At 71.7% G+C, this 21521-nt stretch carries 20 protein-coding genes; 9 read left to right on the top strand and 11 right to left on the bottom strand.

The window, feature by feature from the left end; translation table 11 throughout:
* The first annotated feature begins 181 nt into the window (after window positions 1–181).
* Both OG780_RS04780 and OG780_RS04775 read left to right on the top strand, forming a co-directional pair.
* On the top strand, window positions 182–1675 hold the full coding sequence (locus OG780_RS04780; RefSeq protein ID WP_328445005.1) for a serine hydrolase domain-containing protein: 1494 nt from the start codon (window positions 182–184) through the stop codon (window positions 1673–1675).
* Window positions 1676–1792: 117 nt separating this feature from the next.
* On the top strand, window positions 1793–2260 hold the full coding sequence (locus OG780_RS04775; protein ID WP_328445003.1) for a hypothetical protein: 468 nt from the start codon (window positions 1793–1795) through the stop codon (window positions 2258–2260).
* A 27-nt stretch (window positions 2261–2287) separates the two neighbouring features.
* On the opposite strand, the gene OG780_RS04770 is transcribed toward OG780_RS04775, so the two are convergent.
* Window positions 2288–2503, bottom strand: a complete 216-nt coding sequence (locus OG780_RS04770; RefSeq protein ID WP_037617573.1) for a hypothetical protein — start codon at window positions 2501–2503, stop codon at window positions 2288–2290.
* 134 nt (window positions 2504–2637) lie between these two features.
* Between OG780_RS04770 and OG780_RS04765 the strand changes: the two genes are divergently transcribed.
* Window positions 2638–3129, top strand: coding sequence for a VOC family protein (locus OG780_RS04765; RefSeq protein WP_328444999.1), 492 nt, complete (start codon window positions 2638–2640; stop codon window positions 3127–3129).
* 88 nt (window positions 3130–3217) lie between these two features.
* On the opposite strand, the gene OG780_RS04760 is transcribed toward OG780_RS04765, so the two are convergent.
* From OG780_RS04760 to OG780_RS04720, 9 genes are all read right to left on the bottom strand, one after another.
* Entirely contained in the window at window positions 3218–3568 is a 351-nt protein-coding gene (locus OG780_RS04760; RefSeq protein ID WP_328444997.1) for a UBP-type zinc finger domain-containing protein, read from the bottom strand.
* On the bottom strand, window positions 3565–5007 hold the full coding sequence (locus OG780_RS04755) for an ATP-binding protein (protein WP_328444995.1): 1443 nt from the start codon (window positions 5005–5007) through the stop codon (window positions 3565–3567). Before OG780_RS04755 ends, OG780_RS04760 begins: the two co-directional genes overlap by 4 nt.
* On the bottom strand, window positions 5004–6680 hold the full coding sequence (locus OG780_RS04750) for an FAD-dependent oxidoreductase (protein WP_326783877.1): 1677 nt from the start codon (window positions 6678–6680) through the stop codon (window positions 5004–5006). Before OG780_RS04750 ends, OG780_RS04755 begins: the two co-directional genes overlap by 4 nt.
* 95 nt (window positions 6681–6775) lie before the next feature.
* On the bottom strand, window positions 6776–8080 hold the full coding sequence (locus OG780_RS04745) for a DUF4032 domain-containing protein (RefSeq protein WP_328444992.1): 1305 nt from the start codon (window positions 8078–8080) through the stop codon (window positions 6776–6778).
* A gap of 50 nt (window positions 8081–8130) precedes the next feature.
* A complete protein-coding gene (locus tag OG780_RS04740) occupies window positions 8131–8955 on the bottom strand; it encodes an amidohydrolase family protein (protein ID WP_328444990.1) in 825 nt (274 codons plus the stop codon).
* A 73-nt stretch (window positions 8956–9028) separates the two neighbouring features.
* Complete coding sequence (locus tag OG780_RS04735) at window positions 9029–9874, bottom strand: N-formylglutamate amidohydrolase (RefSeq protein ID WP_328444988.1); 846 nt, start codon at window positions 9872–9874, stop codon at window positions 9029–9031.
* Between the two features lie 63 nt (window positions 9875–9937).
* Complete coding sequence (locus OG780_RS04730) at window positions 9938–10390, bottom strand: cyclic nucleotide-binding domain-containing protein (RefSeq protein ID WP_326783873.1); 453 nt, start codon at window positions 10388–10390, stop codon at window positions 9938–9940.
* 182 nt (window positions 10391–10572) lie between these two features.
* Window positions 10573–11376, bottom strand: coding sequence for a VOC family protein (locus OG780_RS04725; RefSeq protein ID WP_326783872.1), 804 nt, complete (start codon window positions 11374–11376; stop codon window positions 10573–10575).
* A 196-nt stretch (window positions 11377–11572) separates the two neighbouring features.
* Complete coding sequence (locus OG780_RS04720; RefSeq protein WP_328444985.1) at window positions 11573–11788, bottom strand: DUF4177 domain-containing protein; 216 nt, start codon at window positions 11786–11788, stop codon at window positions 11573–11575.
* Window positions 11789–12016: 228 nt separating this feature from the next.
* Between OG780_RS04720 and OG780_RS04715 the strand changes: the two genes are divergently transcribed.
* From OG780_RS04715 to OG780_RS04700, 4 genes are all read left to right on the top strand, one after another.
* A complete protein-coding gene (locus OG780_RS04715; protein WP_328444983.1) occupies window positions 12017–12658 on the top strand; it encodes a DUF6629 family protein in 642 nt (213 codons plus the stop codon).
* A 194-nt stretch (window positions 12659–12852) separates the two neighbouring features.
* On the top strand, window positions 12853–13611 hold the full coding sequence (locus OG780_RS04710) for a L,D-transpeptidase family protein (protein WP_328444981.1): 759 nt from the start codon (window positions 12853–12855) through the stop codon (window positions 13609–13611).
* A 319-nt stretch (window positions 13612–13930) separates the two neighbouring features.
* Window positions 13931–14629, top strand: coding sequence for a response regulator transcription factor (locus OG780_RS04705; protein WP_328444978.1), 699 nt, complete (start codon window positions 13931–13933; stop codon window positions 14627–14629).
* The gene (locus OG780_RS04700; protein WP_328444976.1) at window positions 14626–16467 is read left to right on the top strand and encodes a sensor histidine kinase; all 1842 of its coding nucleotides are present in this window, start codon (window positions 14626–14628) and stop codon (window positions 16465–16467) included. Before OG780_RS04705 ends, OG780_RS04700 begins: the two co-directional genes overlap by 4 nt.
* Before the next feature lie 118 nt (window positions 16468–16585).
* Here the strand turns inward: OG780_RS04700 and OG780_RS04695 are convergent, their stop codons facing one another.
* Window positions 16586–18487, bottom strand: a complete 1902-nt coding sequence (locus tag OG780_RS04695) for an AMP-dependent synthetase/ligase (protein ID WP_328444974.1) — start codon at window positions 18485–18487, stop codon at window positions 16586–16588.
* 292 nt (window positions 18488–18779) lie between these two features.
* Between OG780_RS04695 and sthA the strand changes: the two genes are divergently transcribed.
* Together sthA and OG780_RS04685 are read left to right on the top strand one after the other, a co-directional pair.
* Entirely contained in the window at window positions 18780–20183 is a 1404-nt protein-coding gene (gene sthA / locus OG780_RS04690; protein WP_328444972.1) for a Si-specific NAD(P)(+) transhydrogenase, read from the top strand.
* A 325-nt stretch (window positions 20184–20508) separates the two neighbouring features.
* Window positions 20509–21450, top strand: coding sequence for an NADP-dependent oxidoreductase (locus OG780_RS04685; protein ID WP_328444970.1), 942 nt, complete (start codon window positions 20509–20511; stop codon window positions 21448–21450).
* Window positions 21451–21521: the final 71 nt, after the last annotated feature.

Below are 21521 nucleotides of genomic sequence, written 5' to 3'. Positions count from 1 at the left end.
GGCGAACACCAACTTGCCTTTGAGTGGAGGGAGTTGCAGCGTGGCTTGGAACAGGGGGTGCCGGTGCCGCCGGGACATGGACACCGGCGGGCCGCCCGGGAAAGATGCCAGATGCACACAATGCTCCCGCCCGCCGTGTCCAGTCGTCGCCCGCCACCCGAGCCACCCGGAGGCCGTCCGTATGAGTGTCCGACCGCTGCCCCAGAGCCCGCCCGCCGAGCAGGGAGTCGACGCCTCGGGCATCACCGCGTTCCTCGACGCCGTCGAGGCCGACCCGGACATCGAACCGCACAGCCTGATGATCCTGCGCCACGGGCACCTCGTCGCCTCCGGCTGGTGGGCGCCGTACACGCCGGAGCGTCTCCAGCTCCTCTACTCGCTGAGCAAGAGTTTCACCTCCACGGCCGCCGGATTCGCCGTGGCCGAGGGTCTGTTGGACCTCGACCGGCCCGTGATCTCGTACTTCCCCGAGTTCGCGGCCGACATCACCGATCCGCGCAGCCGCGCGATGCTCGTCCGGCACGTCGCGGCCATGGCCAGCGGCCATCTCACCGAGACCTGGGCCGACGCGCTCCGGCTCGACCGGACCGAGACGGTACGCGGCTTCCTGCTGATCCCGCCGGACCGTGACCCCGGCACCGTCTTCGCGTACAACCAGTCCGCCACCTACACGCTCGCCACGATCCTCCAGCGCGTGACCGGTCTGTCGCTGACCGACTACCTGCGGCCCCGCCTGTTCGACCCGCTGGGCATCGGTGAGACCGACTGGACCCGCGACCGGGCCGGCCGGGAGATCGGCTTCAGCGGGCTGCACGCCGCGACCGACGCCGTCGCCCGGCTCGGCCAGCTCTATCTGGACGAGGGCGTCTGGGAGGGGCGGCGGCTCCTGCCGGCCTCCTGGATCGCGGAGGCGACCCGCGCGCACGTCGCGACCGCGGACGGTACCCCCGAGGGTGCCCGGTCGGACTGGCAGCAGGGCTACGGACTCCAGTTCTGGCGGGGACGGCACGGATACCGCGGCGACGGGGCGTTCGGACAGTTCTGCGTCGTGCTGCCCGGACACGACGCCGTGATCGCGACGACCGCGGCGACCGACCGGATGCAGGAACTGCTGGACCTGATGTGGCGGCATCTGCTGCCCGCGTTCGGGCCGGCACCGCTGCCGGCCGCGGGCGAGCGCGACGAGGCGCTGCGCCGACGGCTCGCCCGGCTCGCCCTGCCGCCCGTCGAGGCCGCGGCCGGGCCCACGGAGCCCCGGGGCGTCTGGTCGCGGGCGGGGTTCGTTCCCGCCGGAGGCGTCTGCACGGCCCAGCGGACACTGACGGGCGTGACCGTCGCCGAGGACGACCAGGGCACCCGCGTCACCCTGGCCGAGGGAGACCGGCGACTCGAGCTGCGGCTCGGAGGAACCGGCTGGAGCGTCGATCCCGGCCCGACGCCGATGGCGGTGAGCGGCGGCTGGACCGCCCCGGGCACCCTGCGCGTCGACGTGCTCTTCCTGGAGACCCCGCACCGGCTGACCGTGGAGTGCGTCCTTGCCGGCCGTACCTTCACCGCCCGCTGGCACACGACCCCGCTCCACATCCGCTCCCTGGAGTCCCTCCGGGCGCCGTCGCGGCAGGCGTCAACCGGTCCCCGGAAAACGCCACGGCTCGCCACCCCTTCCGCCACGTAGAGATATCCACCACCATGCATATGCCGAGGTCCTGACGGGCGGACGCGGGCCTTTCCGCCCGCGCCTCCCGCGTGCCCTGCCGAGCCGAGGGAACCGGAACCGACTCCGGGGTGATGCATGACGAACCTGATGTGGACACGGAGCGTGGAGTGGCTGGCGGCGGCCGCCACGAATCCGAGGGCGTGCAAACGCCAGTGGGACCAGGGGAGCGGTGGTGTGCTTCTGGAGGCCGGGCGCTACTGGGACGTGCTGAGCGTGCCCGAACAGCTCGGCCTGCTCGCCCTCGACATCCTGTGGTCCGACCCGGTCCAGGTACCGGGGCCCACGCTGGTCGACTGCGCGGCGCAGCGCGTGGGCTTCTTCCTGCCGCCCGACCCCGAGAGCCGGTGGGAGGGGTCGGGGCTCCGCCACCTCGGCAGGGGATCGTGGGTCGCCGTACCGCCGCCGTACCGTTCGGCGGGACCGCTGGAGTGGATCGTGCCGCCGGACGGGACGGGCGCGCTGCACCCCGTGGTCTCCCTGGAACTGGCGTTGCGCCAGGCCAACGGAACACTCGTCGTCCTGGCACCGCCGGCCGGCGAGTAGACCCGCCCACCCGCGGAACCGGGAGACCTATCCGGTCCCGTAGAAGTGCGCCTGGCCTCCGCGCCACTTCACCCACGCGGGATCGTCCAGCAGATCCTCCGCGTCCGGTAGTCCCGCCCGGCCGAGGAACTCCAGAAGATCCTCGTCCGAGAACGCCACGCCGAGGTTCTCGCCCCGCGCGGTCACCTCACGGCCACTGGTGTCCAGGGCCGGATGCACAACCAAAGGAGCGCGTCCGGACATGTATCCAGGATCGTCCTTCCGGCCGCGCCGCGCATCCCGGCGGACGGACACGGGCGAACACCGGTCGCCGTACGGTGGGGAAGTGGTTGTATTCGGTACTGAATGCGGTACGGGTTCTCGGTGAGGAGCTTGCGATGGGCGCGACGGACCTGGCGGCGATCGAAGCGGAGCGTCAGCGGATCAGGGACGCCCATCTGAAGCCGGAGAGGGCGCGGAGCACGGCCCGCGGCGTGCACCATGTCGCGCTGCTCTCCGCGGACGTGGAGCGGACCGTACGGTTCTACCAGGGCGTCCTGGGTTTCCCCCTCACCGAGATGATCGAGAACCGGGACTACAAGGGCTCGACCCACTTCTTCTTCGATCTCGGCAACGGCAACCTGCTCGCCTTCTTCGACTTCCCCGGCCTCGACCTCGGCCCCTACGCGGAGGTGCTCGGCGGACTGCACCACCTCGCCATCTCGGTCGACCCCGCCACCTGGCGCGACCTGCGCGACCGGCTCGACGCCGCCGGGGTGGAGTACATCGAGGAGAGCGGTGCCTCGATCTACTTCCGCGACCCCGACGGCGCCCGGGTCGAACTCCTCGCCGATCCGCTCGGCGAGATGTACGGCAACAAGGTCCTCTGAGCCCCGGGCCAGGGGAGAGGCCAGAGCCAGGGGCTGCGGCCCCGGGCTCAGAGGCTCAGCGGCGGCTCAGCGGCGGCTCAGCGGCGGCTCAGCGCAGAGTCTCGGCCCAGTTGTCCGGAACACGCCCGGCGGGGCCGGGTGCGGGCTGGTCGAGCGGGTGGCTCACCGGGGGAGCGAGGTCGGGACCGGACTCGTAGAGCTCCGAGGTGTCGTAGTCCCAGAACCAGTTCTCGCCCGGTTCGAAGCTCTGGATGACCGGATGCCCGGTGCCGCGCGCGTGCGCGGTGGCGTGCTTGGCCGGGGAGTCGTCGCAGCAGCCGATGTGACCGCACCGGGCGCAGCGCCGCAGATGGAACCACCATCCGCCGACGGCGTCGCACTCGGTGCAGCCGGTTCCGCTCGGCGGTACGGAGGGGTCGATTCCGTTCTGCGTGGTCATGACGGCTCCTCGGAGGTTTCCGCGGCGGTCAGGGGCAGGCGCACCTGGAAGCGGGTGTCCCCGGGCACGGACTGCACCAGCAGACTGCCGTGATGCTTGTTGACGACGATCCGCCAGGAGATGTCCAGGCCGAGCCCGGTCCCCTCGCCCACCGGCTTGGTGGTGAAGAACGGGTCGAAGATCCGGTCGCGGATCTCCTCGGGCACTCCGGGACCCGTGTCGCGGAACTCGACGAGCACATGGTCGCCGTCGGGGGCGGTCCGCACCGTCAGCGTCCCCTCCCCGGCCATCGCGGAGGCGGCGTTGTCGATGAGGTTCGTCCACACCTGGTTCAGCTCGCCCGGATAGGCGGGGATCCGGGGCAGCGCACGGTCGTACTCCTTGACGACCTTGATGCCGGCGCCCATCTTGCCGGCGAGCATCATGAGGGTGCTGTCGAGGAGCTCGTGCACGTCGGCGACCTGGTAGGGCGCGCGGTCCATCTGCGAGTACTGCTTGGCCGCGTCCACGAGATGCGAGATACGGGTGGTGGAGTCCTCGATCTCGTTCATCAGCAGCTCGGTCTCGACCGTGTAGTTCAGCCACCGGACCGCGCCTTCGAGGGTCGGCCCGTCCACGGCCGCCGCGACCTGGTCCAGCCAGTCCGTGTCGAGACCCGCCTGCACGAACGTCGGGGCGAGCTGCCAGCCGCCCGCGATGTCGTGGTCGTCGAACCAGTCGGCCAGCGCGTCCTCCCGGTCGGAGGCCTCCAGCGGGCTCAGCGGGGTGGCCTTGGCGACCTGCTCGGCGGTCCGCTCCTGGATCTCGACCAGCGTCTCCAGGGCGTCGCGCGCGTACGGTCCCGCGGCGATCATCCCCAGCTTCTGCCGCATGTGCGCCACCCGGTCACGCAGCGAGGAGGTGGCCCGCACGGCCGCCGCGGCGGGGTTGTTGAGCTCGTGCGTGAGCCCGGCCGACAGCGAGCCGAGCGCCAGCAGCCGCTCGCGCTGCCCGACGGTGCGCTGGGCGTTCTGGCTGCCGAAGAACATGCCCTCCAGCAGATGGACGGCCATCGGGAACCAGTCCCGCAGGATGGCTGCGAACGTCGCCGCGGGCAGGACGAAGAACCGTGACGGCTCGGTGACCCGCACGGACCCCTTGTACTGCGCGTCGCCCGGATCGCTGAGATACGCCTGCATCGCGCCCGCGTACACCCCGCGCTGCGAGGTCCGGTTGATCTCCACGTCGTCCGCGCCGACCCGGCGCGACATCACGAGCGTGCCTTCGAGGAGCACGTAGAAGCAGGTGGCCGGATCACCCTCGGTGTAGACCGGCCCCGGGTCGAACTGCTCGGTCCGGCCCTCCCGGCACAACCGGTCGAGCTGGTCGCCGTCGAGCTTCTCGAACAGGAACAGGGTGCTCAGTTCGGCCGCGTCGCACGGCACCGGCCGCCCGCTCACGACTGCTCCAGATAACGGTGGACGAGCATGACGGCCATGGCTCCCTCTCCGACCGCGGACGCGACCCGCTTCGCCGACTCGGCGCGGGCGTCCCCGGCCACGAACACGCCGGGCACATTGGTTTCCAGGTGGTACGGAGGCCGGTCGAGCTCCCAGCCGCGGGGCGGCTGCCCGTCGGGTGTCATGTCCGGGCCCGCCACGATGAATCCGCGGGCGTCCCGCAGGACCGTGCCCTCCAGCCAGTCGGTGAGCGGGGCCGCGCCGATGAACACGAACATCCACTGCGCGTCGACGAGTTCGGTGTGGCCGCTCGCCACATCACGCAGGGTGAGCTGCTCCAGATGGCCGTCGCCGTGCGCGGACTCCACGACCGTGCCGGTGCGCACCGAGATGTTCGGCGCGTCGGAGATCTGCTCGATCAGGTAGTGCGACATCGAGGCGGACAGCGAGGAACCGCGCACCAGGATGGTGACGGACTTGGCGCCCCGGGCCAGGTACATCGCCGCCTGGCCGGCCGAGTTCGCGCCGCCCACGATGTACACGTCGTGGCCCTGGCAGGCGGCGGCCTCGGTCAGCGCCGAGCCGTAGAAGACGCCGCAGCCCGTCAGCTCGGCCAGACCGGGCGCCTGGAGCTGGCGGTACGACACTCCGGTCGCGAGGATCACCGCGTGCGCGGAGATCGCGGAGCCGTCGGAGAAGCGGATGGTGCGCGAGGCCCCGGTGACCTCCAGTCCGGTCACCTCCCGCGCGGTGAGGATCTCGGCGCCGAACTTGGCCGCCTGCCGCCGTGCCCGGTCGGTGAGCTGTCCGCCGGAGACACCGTCGGGGAAGCCGAGATAGTTCTCGATCCGTGAGCTCTGGCCCGCCTGTCCGCCGGTCGCGGAGCGTTCCACGAGCACGGTGCGCAGCCCCTCGGACGCCCCGTACACGGCGGCCCCGAGTCCGGCGGGGCCCCCGCCGATCACGACGAGGTCGTAGAACTCCGAGGTGGGCGTCGTGGCGAGCCCCACGTGCGCCGCGATCTCCGGATCCTGGGGCTCCACGAGCGGGGTGCCGTCCGGGGTGACCACCAGCGGCAGCCGCTCACCGTCCTGCCCGGCCGCGCTCAGCAGCCGCTGCCCCTCGGGGGTGTCGGACGAGTACCACCGGTACGGCACCTGGTTGCGGGCCAGGAACTCCCGGACGCCCGACGAGCGGGCCGACCACCGGTGCCCGACCACCTTGCAGGCACCCACGGGCCGGTAGTCGCTGGCCCGCCACGCGTCCAGGAGGTCGTCGACGACCGGATAGAGCTTCTCCTCCGGCGGATCCCAGGGCTTGAGCAGGTAGTGGTCGAGGTCGATCACGTTGATCGCGTCGATGGCCGCGTTGGTGTCCGCGTACGCGGTCAGCAGCACCCGGCGCGCGCCGGGGTACACGTCGAGGGCCTGCTCCAGGAACTCGATGCCGTTCATCTGCGGCATGCGGTAGTCGGCGAGGATCACCGCCACCTGGTCACCGCGCAGCTTCAGCTCGCGCAGGGCCTCCAGCGCGGCGTCCCCGGACTCCGCGCGCACGATCCGGTGCCCCTCGCCGTAGCGGCGCCGGAGGTCGCGGGCGACGGCTCGCGAGACTCCGGGGTCGTCGTCGACGGTCAGAATGACGGTCCGCGCCGGACTGGCGGCCTGGGTCATACCTCTCCCACCCCGAGCAGGTCAGTTGCGTTCCGGCCGGGCGGACACCGGGGGCGCCGCGGGGCCGGTACAGAGCCAATCGTATGTACGATCGGTCACCTTTGCTCGGGAACCGGATACCCGTCGGGCGCCTCCGGGGTGTCCGCGGGGGCGGGCAGGGGGTCGCGGGCCTTCGGGAGGATGTTCGTGACGTAGTCCTTCACGGCCGCGTCCAGGCCGATGTCGTGCTGGGCGCGCTCGGACAGGAACCAGCGGTGTTCGAGGAGCTCGTGGTACAGCTCGGCCGGCTCCATGGAGCCGCGGAGGTCCTGGGGCACCGCCCGGACCGCGGGCCGGAACACGTCCCGCACCCAGCGGTGGGCGAGCACCTCGGGGCGGGCGGGGTGCGGATGCCCTCCGGGCCGGGTGCCGGGGGCGGCGGAGCCCGGCGCGTAGTCGTCCTGGGTGGCCATCCAGCTCTCCAGGTCGTTCAGGAGTCTGCGGGCCTGGTTTTCCTCGGTGTCGAGTCCGGTCAGCCGCAGGAGCTGGCGCTGGTGGTGGCCCGCGTCGACGACCTTGGGGACGAAGGTGACGGTGTCGCCGTTGGAGGAGCTCGCGATCTGCATCTCGGCGACGTCGAAACCGAGGTCGTTCAGGCGCCGTATGCGGCGGTCGATGTAGTGGTACTTGCCCGCCGGGTAGACGGAGGTGCGGGTCAGCTCCTCCCACAGTCCCCGGTAGCGGGCGCAGATCTCCCGGCCGAACTCGATCGGGTCCACCGAGGGGTGCAGGGCGCCGGCCGCCTCCAGGTCGAGCAGTTCGCCGCTGATGTTCACCCGGGCCAGGTCGAGGTCGTAGTCCCGCTGGCCGGTGCTGAGCCGCGGATGGAGATCGCCGGTCTCGGCGTCCACCAGATACGCGGCGTAGGCTCCCGCGTCGCGCCGGAACAGCGTGTTGGACAGCGAGCAGTCGCCCCAGGCGAAGCCGGCCAGGTGCAGCCGCACCAGCAGGACGGCCAGCGCGTCCATCAGCCGGTGCATGGTGGCCGGCCGCATGGTCGTCTCGAACATCGACCGGTACGGCAGCGATCCGCCCAGGTGCCGGGTGATCAGCACCGACTCCAGGGGTTCTCCGGCCGCGTCCGTGCGACCGGTGACCACGGCGAGCGGGTCGACCGCGGGTATCCCGAGCCGGTCCAGGCCGAGCAGCAGTTCGTACTCGCGCACCGCGGGCCGTTCGGCGAGTTCCTTGACGGCCACCACCTCGTCACCGGCGCGCGCGTAGCGCACCACGTGCCGGGAGATGCCGCGCGGCAGCGGCACCAGATGGTGCTCGGGCCACTCCTCCAGGGGCAGTTGCCACGGCAGTTCGAGCAGGAGTGCGGGATGCTCCGGGTTGGTCGCGCTGATCTGCAGAGCCATGGCCGGGACGCCCTCGTCTCAAGGTCGAACGCTGGTCGGGGCCCCAGCATCTACGAATGATCGCCCAGGCGGAAGACGCGCCGGGCGTTGCCCGACAGGAACAGCTCGGTGGTCTCCTCGTCCAGGCCCAGTTCGCCGAGGTGTTCCAGGGCCCGACTCGGCTCGATCATGGGGTAGTTGGAGCCGAAGAGAACCTTGTGCCGTCCCCGGCCGCGCAGATAAGCGACCAGCTCCGGGGGATAGCGGCGGGTGGTGTAGGCGCTGGTGTCGATGTACACGTTCGCGTGCTTGTCGGCGACCGCGATCATCTCCGTGGTCCACGGGTAGCCGATGTGCCCGCAGACGATGGTCAGTTCGGGGAAGTCGAGCGCGACCTGGTCGATGTACGGGATGGGCCGGCCGGTCTCGGACGGGCGCAGCGGTCCGGTGTGACCGACCTGGGTGCAGAAGGGGACGCCGAGCTCGGCGCAGGCGGTGTACAGCGGGTAGTAGAGCCGGTCGGTGGGCGGCAGTTGCCACAGCCACGGGATGATCCGCAGGGCCACGAAGTCCAGCTCCTCGACGGCCCGCCGGAGTTCGCGCACCGCGGCGACGGGGCGGGTGAGGTCGGCGCCCGCCACCCCGCGCAGCCGCCCGTCCGACCGTGCCACGAATCCGGCGACCTCGTCGTTGGTGATCAGGGCGCCCTGAGGTCCGTACCAGGCCGAGGCCAGACCGGTGTCCACGCCGGCCGCCGCCAGCGCGGTCAGCGTGACCTCGACCGGCAGCTCCTCCTCCAGCACCTTCATGCCGGTCCAGCGGCGCAGGGACTCGAACATCTCGTGGTTGGAATGGCGGAGAGTGGGGTGCTGCATCCACGCGTCGACGACCGGCATGGTCCTGTGCCCTCCCTGAGTCGGTGGCTGAGCGCTTGCTTACCGCGACCCTAGGGTGCCCGGCGCTCCGTGGCTACCTGCCCAGGGTGGCGACGCTCCGGGTCCACTCGTCCACCGCGTCCACGAGCGTGGTCAGGGCCGCGGCGAGGCGCGCGAATCCCGGACCCACCGGGCCTCCCGGCTCCTTCATGTACGTGTCCCGCCGGATCTCCACCATCAGCGCCGTGACCCCGGGCTCGCGTTCGTAGTACCGCAGGGGGACGTACGCGCCGGAGAACGGACTGTCGATCCCCACACCGCCGAGCCCGGCGAACGCCTTCTCCGCGAGCGCGACCAGTTCCGGCGGTGTGTGGAAGGAGTCCGTCCCGAGGCACACCGGCGGCCGGGGCCCGTCACCGTGCAGTTCGTAGGGCAGCCGGGCCGTCGGATACGAGTGGACGTCGATGATCACGGCCCGCCCGGTGGCGGCCAGCCGGTCGGTCACCGCGGCCGTCATCGCCTGCGCGTAGGAGTGGAAGTAGCGGTCGATCAGCGGCCGCGGATCGACGTCCGCGGGCCTCAGCGGCGCCCGGTGCGTCGTCCGCGTGTAGACCGCGCCCATGCCGACCGTGAGCATCTCCTCCCGTTCGTCCGGGAAGCGCTCGGGATCCACGACCAGCCGGGACAGCCGGTTGACGAACCGCCACGGCGTCAGCCCGGCCGCCTCGGCCGCGACCGAGGCCAGTTCGGCGGTGTGCGCGTCGGTGATGTGGTCCAACTCGCCGTCCAGCGCCGTGTCGTCCAGGAGGATGCCGGCGCGGACCGGCGCGGGGATCTCCCGGGAGGAGTGCGGCACGTGCAGGATCACGGGCGAGTGGACCGCTCCGGGCAGGAGAGCGAAGGAGTCCGGGGTGTCCGGGGAACCGTGGATGTCGTTCATAAGAGATCACTGTCGCAGCCGGGTCTGACAATGGGCGGGACCCGACGACCTCACCGTGTGGGCTCAGCCACCGCCCCCGCGGCGCGCGTAGTGCTCGATGAGCGCCGTCCGGGTCGTTTCGAGACGGTGGGCCAGGATCGCGCCGATCGTCCGCGTCAGCGACAGCTCCAGCGTCGGATCCTGGTCGCACAGCGTGCGTACCTCGGAGGCGTCGAACTCGTAGGCGCGCACCGGGCTGAAGGCCTCGGCACCGAAGTCCCAGGTGTGCGGGCGGAACAGCCACGACCAGCCGAGCAGGTCGCCGGGCCCGAGCTGGGCGACGGTGATCCGCCGGTCGGCGATGACCCGCTGGTACAGCGAGACCGTTCCGGAGCGGACCACCCAGAAGCGGTCGGCGGTGCCCCCTTCCTCGAAGATCGGCCCGTCCGCGGGAAAGGACACCTCGCGGGCCACGCTCATCAGCCGATCGCGGTGTTCGGGGGAGAGCGCGTGCAGGAGCCGGAGAGCAGTGGGCATCGCGGACCTCCATCGGGTCGCCGCACGACCGAGGGGGTCGGCGGCGCCTGTCGTACCGGTGGTATCCCGTCATCCTCTATTGGAGCCCGAACGGCGTAATCCGTCGCGTCGTGGGACGGCCGGGTTCGCCGTGGGACGGTCGCGTCCGCCGCGGGGCGGTCGTGCGCGCGTCGTCCGTGGCGTCATCCGGCGGCCCGGGAGGTCACCGAGAAGCGGGCCCCGTCGGGGTCGATGATGAGCGCCTCCACCGAGCCGATGCCCTGCTGGTGCGCGGCGCCTCCGTGGGCACGCGCCGCGCGGACGCAGGCCTCCACGTCGTCGACCGCGAAGTGGATCTGCCAGTGCGGCCGCAGGCTCGGGTCGGGGGCGGCACCCAGCGCGCCGGAGTGGATCCGGGCCACCACGTCGCCGAAGCTGCGCAGGACGACCTCGTTCTCCTCGTAGTCGACCTCGCAGCAGCCCGGGACGGAGGAGGCCCAGCCCAGCACCTCGCCGTAGAAGATGGCGGCGTCGAAGGCGTCGCGGGTGTGCAGGCGGATGAAGGAGGGGGCCGCGTTGCGCCAGCGTTCCCAGCCGGACACCAGGTCGCCCTCCCAGATCCCGAAGACCGCGCCGTCCCGGTCGGCCAGCAGCGCGGCCCGGCCCGGGGGCAGCGAGATCGGGCCCACCGCGGTCGTGCCGCCGCGCTCCTGGCTGCGCGAGACGGTCTCGTCGGCGGAGACCACGGCGAAGAACGCGGTCCAGGCGACCGCCGTGTTCGCCACCAAGTCGACCTGGGCGACCCCCGCGACCGGAACCCCGGCGACACTGGCGACGCGGTACTGCTCGCCCAGCCTGGTGCCCGGGGCCCACCTCCAGCCCAGAACCGCGCTGTAGAAGCTCTGGGCGACCTGCATGTTGCGGGTGGTGAGACTGACCCAGCACGGCGCGCCGAAGACCGCCTTGCTGGTGACGACACCGGTGTCGAGAATTCCGTCGCTCTTCATCGCCGCCCGTCCTGACGCGATCGGCCGACAACGGTCTCGCGGGGTGCGGGGCCCTCGTGGGGTTCCCGGACGTCGGTTCAGACGTGAGAGGCCCTCCGTGCCGGAAGGCCTCCGACGGCGTCAGTGGCACCTGCGGATCCGCTGTCCCATCACCCACAGCATCTCCCGCTTCGGCGCCGCGCGCACCACGCGAGGGTCAGCCGCGCGGCCGTTCCAGGGTGAGCAGCAGGCCTTCCACGGCGCCGGGGCCTATGCGGCCCTTGACGTCCGCGGCCGTGATCGCCTTGAGCGCCCACCCGTCCTCGGCATGCTTGTTCAGGACCTTTTCCAGCTTGTCGCTGTCCAGCGCGTCGCCGATCAGCGACTCACGGAACGTGACGACCTTGTATTCGAAGGCGTACGGGGTGCTCATGGTTGCGGAGCTCTCCTGCGTGTTGGACGGTATGGCCGGGCCCACCCAATCACTCTTCGCGGCCGCGGCACAGGGGCGAACCGGACGGTAGGCATACCTTTGTTGAAACTTCATGAAGTGCCGTGCCGAGAAGGCGTCCTGACGGCAGGCCGGAAGAGGAGCCGGGCCGGGGCGTCGTAGCGTGGACGCGGGTCGACGGGAACGGTGACGGCGGACGCAGGGGGCTCGATGTGCTGGAGTGCGACGGCCGATCTGGCGGCCGGTACCGGGGTGGCCGCGGTCGGCGTCGCCTGTGTGGTCCGGGCACGGCGCAGGACGGATCTCCCGCTGGCCGCACTGCCGTTGCTGCTCGGCGCCCACCAGATCGTCGAGGCCCGGGTCTGGGACACCGGTGGCGGTACGGGGCCCGCCACCGTGGCCTGGGCCGTGATCGCCCTCCCGTTGCTGGCGGTGTGGGTGCCGGCGGGCGTCCTGTGCGCCGCGCCGCGCCGCGCCCGGCGCCGGCTGCTGCTCCCGCTCGCCGCCGGTGTCGCGACCGCGGCCGCGCTCGCGCACTCCATGGCCGTCCGTCCTGTCAGGGCCGAGATCCGCGGCCACACCATGGGCTATGTCGTCGACCTGCCCCGGCCCGAACTCGTCATCGCGGGCTACCTTGTCGCCACCGTCGGCGCGCTGCTGGTCTCCGGCGACCGCGGGCTGGTGCTGCTCGGCGTCCTGACCGGGGCGGGCGCGGTGATCTGCTGGTCGCTGTGGGAGCTGGAGTTCGTCTCCACGTGGTGCGCGTGCGCCGCGGTCGTCTCGGTGGCCCTGCTGGGCTGGGTGAACGCGCGGGAGGCCGTCGGCCCGCCGGAGCGGGTGGACCACGCGTGATCCCGTAGCCCCGCCGGAGCGGGTGGACCACGCGTGACGGCGCGGAGCCCGCCCGGGGTCGAGCCCGGTGCGGGCCGGCGTCGCGTGGACCGCGGATGATCCGGCGGAGGACCGGTGATCCGCCGCATCCTGGGTACGCGGCGAACCGTGGATGACCTGACGAGTTCCTCATATGTGTCGGCCAGGGTCGATACATGATCAACTCCGCACACCGTGTCCGGGCGACGGTCGTCGCCGCCTCCCTCCTGCTCGCCGGCTGCGGCGGGGGCCCGGCCGAGAGGCTCGGCCCCGGGGCCGGCGGCTCACCGTCGCGTCACGGCGAGGCGACACCGGCGCCCGGGCCGGCCGCCTCGCGCGCAGCGGCGCCGGGGCGACTGCCGGGACTCGGCCCCAGGACTCTGGCCGCGATCCCGTCGCGGACCCGTCAGGCCGTCGTGGTGACCGGCCGGGGCAGGAACTCCTCTCGGTCCGCCGTGGTGCTGTACGAGCGCACGGAGGCGGGCTGGCGGGCCGGCCCGAGCCGGCCGGCGCACAACGCCCTCAAGGGCTGGACCGGCCACCATCGCGCCGGTGACCTGCGTTCCCCCATAGGCGTCTTCACCCTGACGGACGCCGGCGGGCTGCTGGACGATCCCGGCACCCGGCTCCCGTACGACCGCTCGCGCGCCTTCACCTCACCCGGCACCGGCTTCGAGGGCGAGCCGCTGGCCGGCTCCTTCGACTACGTCGTCGCCGTCAACTACAACCGCAAGTCCGGCACCACACCCCTGGACTGGACCCGGCCGCTGGGCGCGGGCCGCGGCGGGGGCATCTGGCTGCACGTGGACCACGGAGGCCCCACACACGGATGCGTCGGTCTGCGCGAGGACGACCTGGTGGAGCTGATGCGTGCCCTGGACCCCGCCCGGCACCCCGTGGTCGTCATGGGGGACGCCGCCTCCCTGGCACGCTGACGCCTGGCGGGAGTTCCAGGGCTGTCCCACGATCCCCGGCCCGCGCCGGACCCCGGCCCCCGCAGTGTCCTTCGCGGTTGTCAGGAAGGTGTCAGGGTGTGGGAAGCCCCTCTCACCGGCCTTCGCGCGGCCGGCAGGCCCAAGTGCCCCGGCAGGCAACGTTCGCCCCGTCGCGACGCCCGGCACGCACTCTCGCCGCACCGGGTACAAGCCCAAGTACGTCCAGTACGAGGGCTTGCACCCGGCACGCCGAGAGCACGCACCGGACGCCGCTCCTTCACGGGCAAACGTTGCCTGCCGAGGCACTAGCATCGGCCGCGTGTGCGCATATGTGCTGGTCGCGGAGGACGACGAGAAGCAGGCGGAGCTGATACGCCGTTCGCTGCTGAGCGAGGGGCATACCGCGGCCGTGGTCCACGACGGCGCGGCCGCCCTAGCCGAGGTCCGGCGGCACCGGCCCGACCTCGTCGTCCTGGACCTGATGCTCCCGGTGGTCGACGGCTTCGGCGTGTGCCGGGCGCTGCGGGAGAACGACGACATCCCCGTCCTGATGCTGACCGCCCGCTCCACCGAGGACGACGTCCTGCTCGGCCTGGAGCTCGGCGCGGACGACTACATGACCAAGCCGTACAGCCCGCGCGAGCTCATGGCCCGTATCCGTACGGTGCTCAGACGCGGCGGACGGCCCGCGGGCGGACGGGAGGCCGATCCGGTCGTCAGGGCAGGGGGGATCGCGGTGGACCCGCGGCGGCACACGGTCCTGTGCGACGGCTCGCCGGTGGACTGCACCCCGGGCGAGTACGAGATCCTGCTCGCGATGGCCGCCGAACCCGAACGGGTCTTCTCCCGGCGGCAGTTGCTGCATCACACCCGGGGCATCGACCGGGCCTCGACCGAGCGGGCCATCGACGTGCACATCATGAACCTGCGCAAGAAGATCGAGGCGGACCCGCGCAGACCGGCACGTCTGGTCACCGTCTTCGGCGTCGGGTACAAGCTCAGGGGCGAGAGGGCGTGAGCCGTGCCGTGCCCCTGCGCAAGAGCCTGCTGGTCAGACTGCTGATCACGTCCGTGCTCATCGCCGTGTGCTCCGTGGCCGCGACCGCCTGGCTCGCGGTGCAGACCACCACCCGGGCCATCCAGGAGGAGCAGGGCCAGGTGCTCGCCGAGGACATGGACATCCTCCGGCAGCTCAGCGGATACGCGGCCACCCATCACGACTGGTCCCATGTCGCCGGAACGCTGCGCACGATCTCGCAGCGGACGGGCCGGCGCATCGCGCTGACCGCGGGAGACCGCGTCCCCTTCGCCGACTCCGCGGCCCACGGGACCTCCCTCCCGCCCCGGGCCGCCGCCACCGTCGACCCGCTGCGCACCGACACCCACACGGAACCCGGCGCACAGCTCACCGGTGTCGACCCACGTGTCGTCGGGCCGTACCGGCTGACCACGACCGAGCGTCTGTCGGTGGACAAGCTGGCCGTGGTGCGTCAACTCTGCTTCTCCCGCAACGGCATACGGACCCGCACGGAGCGGATGCCCAGCGGCCGGACCGTGCTGAAGGGCGTGGACGGGACGGTCGACCCCGGCTATGTGCCGGCCGAATGCGCCGACGGCAGGCTCAACACCCCCACCCCGACCGAGCGGAAGGCCCTGGACGCCCTGTCGGCACTCACCCGGAGCTGTCTGGACCGGCACAAGGTGCACCTCGACCACTTCGTGGCACTCCCGCTGGAGGCCGCGAGCGGAGCCACCCCGGTCCCCTACCTGACGGGCAAGCGACTCGGCGACCAGGACGGGCCACTGGCCCGGACGGCGAACGCCTGCGTCGCCGAGGCCCGGCTCCGCCAACTCGACCCCTACGTCGCCCCGGCCGCCGAACTCTTCCTCGGCACGGGGGACAGGCCCGTTCCCCGCTTCGACATGTCGGCCGCCAACAAGGCCAAGGTGTTCGGTGTCGCCGGACTCGTCCTCGCCCTCACCGTGGCCGTGACCGCGCTGGTCGCCACCCGGCTCGTACGTCCCCTGCGCGCGCTGACCCAGGCCGCGCGGCAACCCCTGGAGCGCCACGTACGCGTGCCCGTCACCACCCGGGACGAGACCGGCATCCTCGCCCTCGCCTTCAACGAACTGACCGAGCGCCGCGAGCGGATGGAGGCCCAGCGCAAGGCGATGGTCAGCGACATCGCGCACGAACTGCGCACACCTCTCACCAACATCCGCGGCTGGCTGGAGGTGGCCCGCGACGGCCTCGTGGACCCCGACCCGGAACTGCTGTCCTCCCTGCACGAGGAGGCCGTGGTGCTCCAGCGTGTCATCGACGACCTCCAGGACCTCGCGGCCGCCGACGCGGGCACGCTGCGGCTGCACCGCGAGGAGGTGCGCGCCGACGAACTCCTCGAACAGGTCGCCGCGGCACACCGCGTCGGCGCGGAGGCCGGCGGCGTGCGGCTGGTGACCGAGGTGGCCGGCACGCCCTGGCTGGACGCGGACCCCGTACGGATGCGTCAGGCGCTCGGCAATCTGGTGTCCAACGCGACCCGGCACACCCCGCCCGGCGGCACGGTCACCCTCTCCGCGCACCGCGAGGAGGACGAGGTCGTGTTCGCGGTGACCGACACCGGCGGCGGCATCGCTCCCGGGGATCTGGACAGCGTCTTCGACCGGTTCTGGCGGGCGGAGAAGTCCCGCAGCAGGCGCACCGGCGGCAGCGGCCTGGGCCTCGCCATCGTGCGTCAACTGGTCGCCGCCCACGCCGGAACCGTCTCCGTCACCAGCGAGGTGGGCGCCGGTTCGGTCTTCACCCTGCGGCTGCCCTGCCCCCGGCCACCGGACTCGGCCACCGGCTCCGACTGAGGAACCGGACGCGCTTCAGCCGGCATCCGGACTGCTTCAGCCGGTCACCCGGCTCCGGGTGCCCGGTTTCCGCGCGCCTGGATTCCGCTCACCTGTAATCCGGGCGCGGGGAATCCGGTCACCGGAACACGTTGTCGGAGTCGTCCAGGATCGACGGGTCGCCGATCATCGCCTCCCGCGGAACCCGTGACGAGGTCTGGTACATCGCCTCGATCTCGGCCGCGTACCGCTGGGCGATCGCGTCCCGGCGCAGTTTCAGCGAAGGCGTCAGCAGCCCGTTGGACAGGTCGAAGGGTTCCGGGAGGACACGGAAGACCCGGATGGACTCGGAGCGGGAGACGGTGCTGTTGGCCGCCGCGACCGCGCGCCTGACCTCCTCGCGCAGCTCGTTCTCCTCCCGCGCGTCCCGGGCGGGTGTCTCCCCCTTGGCCCGGGCGGCGCGCCAGTGCGTCACGAACTCCGGGTCCAGGGTGATCAGAGCGCCCACACAGGGCCTGTTGTCGCCCACGACGGCCGCCTGATGGATGAGCGGATGGACCCGCAGGCGTTCCTCCAGAGCCGCGGGGGCCACGCTCTTGCCCCCGCTGGTGATGATGATGTCCTTCTTGCGCCCGGTGATGGTCAGATAGCCCTCGGAGTCCACCCGGCCGAGGTCCCCGGTCGCCAGCCAGCCGTTGCGGAACGAGGCCGCCGTCGCCGCGGAGTCGTTGATGTAGCCCTGGAACACGGAGGGCCCCCACACGAGGATCTCCCCGTCGTCGGACACCTGGATCTCCGTGCCCGGCAGGGGGCGTCCGACGGTGCCGAACTTCTCCCGGCCGACCGGCTGGGCGGTGATCCCTCCGCTGGTCTCGGTGAGTCCGTATCCGTCGTGGATGAAGATGCCGATTCCCGCGAAGAACAGGGCGAGTTCACGGTTCAGCGGGGAGCCGCCCGAGACCGCGCCGCACACCCGTCCGCCCAGCGCGGCGCGCAGCCTCTTGTACACCGTCTTCTCGTAGAGCGAGTGCTGGAGCCGCAGATCGAAACCCGGGCCCGGACCCGTGCCCAGCCGCTGCTTCTCCTCGGCGAGGGCGAAGTCCCGCGCCGTGCGCACGGCGCGCTCGAACAGCACACCACGACCGGCTCGCTGGGACGCCCGCACGAAGTTCTTGTAGATCCGCTCGAACACGGACGGGACGGCGTACAGATAGGTCGGCCGGAACGAGAGCATGGCCTCGGAGAGGCTCTCCTCCCGCAGATCCGGTTCGTGGCCCATCAGGAGGCCGCCGCGCAGACAGATCCCCTGGATCATCAGCCCGTAGGCGTGGGAGAAGGGCAGGAAGGCGAGCACGGCCGGCTGTGTGTCCGGCGGAGCCGCCGTCTGCCTCCAGCCTTCGAGCAGCGTGTCGCAGGGGCTCGCCAGGCTGCGGTGGGTCAGGGCGCAGCCTTTGGGCTGTCCCGTCGTGCCGGAGGTGTACGCGATGACCGCGGTGGAGTCGGCCAGCACGATCCGGCGCAACGAGTCGACCGCGGTCGCGGGTATCGCCCGGCCGCGCTCCACCAGCTGGGCCACCGCCCCGGCGTCCAACTGCCAGACGTGGCGCAGGAACGGGAGCGCGGCGCATGCCGAGCCGACCGTCATGATGCCCTGCTCGTCCTCGACCACCACGCCCACGCAATGCGCGTCCTGAAGGATCCACGCGACCTGTTCGTGTGACGACGTCGGGTAGACCGGCACGATCTCGGCGCCCACCGACCACAGGGCGTAGCTGAGCACCGTCCACTCGTACCGGGTACGCGCCATGATGGCCACACGGTCGCCCGGCCGGATGCCGGACCGGACGAACCCCCTTGCCACGTCGACCACTTCGTTCCACAGCTCGGCCGCCGTCACCTGGATCCAGCCACCCGAGCGGCCGTCGGCGCGGCGCGCGACCTGCGGCAGATCAGGGGTGTTGAGCGCGGTTTCGCGGAGGCTGTCGGCGAGTCCCCTCTGGGTGGGCGCGGTCGGCGGTGCGGAAAGGTGGGACTGATGCATTCGCCGCTCCGGGATTCTCCTCGACGCGACCTCACCCCCGGAGGCGCCGATGCCAAGGATTACCGAATGTAGCCCACTGGGGAGCGTTCCGTGTCCTGTTCCGGCATGCGTTCGCCCGCCGCCGACTTCCCGTTCCCCGGCGTGCCCGTTCGTCCGGCCGAAACCCGTCGGCCGCCGCCGGACACGGGCCCGGCGAAGGTGGCACCGTGAGCCGGCGCTTCATCCGTCACTCGGGCGACGGATCCCCCGTTCGCCCTATCGGGAAGCGGTCCCGGGCTGACAGACTCCGCTGGTGCGCGACTTCGACATGCTTGTCATCGGATCCGGCCCGGGTGGACAGAAAGCCGCCATCGCAGCGGCGAAGCTCGGCCGTCGGGTAGCCGTCATCGACCGCCCCGACATGGTCGGCGGGGTCTCCATCCATACCGGAACCATCCCCTCCAAGACGCTGCGCGAGGCGGTCCTGTATCTCAGCGGCCTCAGCCAGCGGGATCTGTACGGCCAGAGCTACCGCCTGAAGGAGGACATCACCGTCGCCGACCTGACCGCTCGCACCGAGCACGTGGTCAGCCGCGAGGTGGACGTCATCCGCAGCCAGCTCTCGCGCAACCATGTGTCCCTGTTCGCCGGCGTCGGCCGCTTCGTGGACGACCACACGGTCGCCCTGACCGAAGCGAACGGCAACGAGAAGCGGTTGAGCGCCGACCACATCGTCATCGCCACCGGCACGCGTCCCGCGCGGCCGGGCACCGTCGAGTTCGACGGTCGGACGATCATGGACTCGGACAATGTCCTGAACCTGGAGCAGGTGCCGCGCTCCATGGTCATCGTCGGCGCCGGTGTGATCGGCATGGAGTACGCCTCCATGTTCGCCGCCCTCGGCTCCAAGATCACGGTGGTCGAGAAGCGGTCCGCGATGCTCGACTTCTGTGACGTCGAGGTGATCGAGTCGCTGAAGTACCACCTGCGGGACCTCGCCGTGACGTTCCGGTTCGGTGAGACCGTCGCCGCCGTGGAGCGCCATGCCCGGGGCACGCTCACGGTCCTGGAGAGCGGCAAGAAGATACCCGCCGACGCGGTCATGTACTCGGCGGGGCGACAGGGTCTCACCGACGAACTCGACCTCGGCAAAGCGGGGTTGTCCGCCGATCCGCGCGGCCGGATCACCGTCGACGAGCACTACCGCACCGAGGTGCCGCACATCTACGCCGTGGGTGACGTCATCGGTTTCCCGGCGCTCGCGGCCACCTCGATGGAACAGGGCCGTACGGCGGCGTACCACGCCTGCGGTGAACCGGTGAACCGGATGCACGACCTGCAGCCCATCGGCATCTACACCATTCCGGAGATCAGTTTCATCGGCCGCACCGAGGACCAGCTCACCGAGGACTGCGTGCCGTTCGAGGTGGGCATCTCCCGCTACCGGGAACTGGCCCGGGGACAGATCATCGGCGACTCGCACGGCATGCTGAAGCTGCTGGTCTCGCCCGACGACCGCAAGCTCCTCGGCGTCCACTGCTTCGGCACCGGCGCGACGGAGCTCATCCACATCGGCCAGTCCGTGATGGGCTGCGGCGGAACGGTCGACTATCTGGTCGACGCCGTCTTCAACTACCCGACGCTCGCCGAGTCCTACAAGGTCGCCGCACTGGACGCGACCAACAAGATCCGCCAGATCGACCGGCTCAGGGACTGACCGCCGTACGGGACTTCGCGAAGGTACTGCGCGACACGGTCCGGGCATGGCACCGTGGACCCAGGGTCTGGCCCGTCACTCCCCCCGTGGTGACGGGTCAGACCTCTTTGCCTTCCGCCGGCCGTCAGCCCCCTTTGCCTTCCGCCGGCCGCCCGCGGTCGGCCGTCGGCCTAAGACCGCCCGCGGCGGCGCGGGGCGCGAGCCCGGCAGGAAAGCCGCCGGTCCCGGAACTATCGTGAGGAACGGCCGGTCCGCGCCGGAGCACGAGGACCCGACGGGGACCGACTCGACGGAGGGCTGTGCCGTCCCGACGAGGAGGAACCCGATGTACGCCACGATGCACGCGGTACGCGGACATCGGCGCGGTGGGCCGGAGGAGCTGGTCTACGAGGTCGCGCCGAAGCCGGTCCCCGGTCACGGTGACGTGCTGGTCGAGGTGCGGGCGGCGTCGGTCACCCCGGGCGAGCTCGGCTGGGACGCGACCTGGACCGACGGCTTCGACGGCGGCAGTCCGCGCCTGCCGGTCGTGCCGTCCAAGGAGGTGTCCGGGGTGGTGGCCGAGCTCGGCCACGGCGTCACGGACTTCAGGCCCGGCGAGGCGGTCTACGGCCTGATTCCCTTCACCCGGGACGGGGCGGCGGCCGAGTACGTGACCGTTCCCGCGGCGGGGCTCGCCGCGAAGCCGGGGTCGCTCGACCACGAGCGGACGGCCGCGCTGCCGCTCGCGGGCCTGACCGCATGGCAGGGCCTGGTCACCCACGCCGGCGTCACGCCGGGACAGCGCGTGCTGGTGCACGGCGGCGCGGGCGGCGTGGGCTCGTTCGCCGTCCAGGTCGCGGCCGCGCTGGGGGCCGAGGTGACGGCCACCGCCTCGGCCGGGGACGCGGACTTCGTGCGGGGCCTGGGCGCCGAGACCGTGATCGACTACGCCGGGCAGCGCTTCGAGACCGAGGTGAAGGACGCGGACGTCGTCTTCGACACCGTCGGAGGGGACACACAGGCCCGCTCCTGGGAGGTGCTGCGTCCGGGCGGAGTCCTGGTCAGTGTCGTCGAGCCGCCGGAGCCGCCGAAGGCGGCGGACGTTCGCGCGGTGTTCTTCGTGGTCGAGCCGGACCGCTCGGGTCTGGAGGAGCTGACGGCCCTCGTCGAGGCGGGACGGCTGATCCCGCAGGTCGACCGGATCCTTCCCTTGGAGAGCGCCCCGGGGGCCTACGCGGCCCTCGAACGCGAGCACCGGCGCGGCAAGATCGTACTGAGGGTGTCCTAGGCAGGGTGTCCTGGGGTCCGGCCCGCTTCCGGAGCCCCGGGGCCGGGGGTGCCGCCCCTGCCGGGCGCCGC

The organism is Streptomyces sp. NBC_00386, assembly GCF_036063235.1.
Classification (GTDB): Bacteria; Actinomycetota; Actinomycetes; order Streptomycetales; family Streptomycetaceae; genus Streptomyces.
Note: the sequence above shows the minus strand (reverse complement) of the source record. Positions and strands in the feature narration are given on the sequence as shown.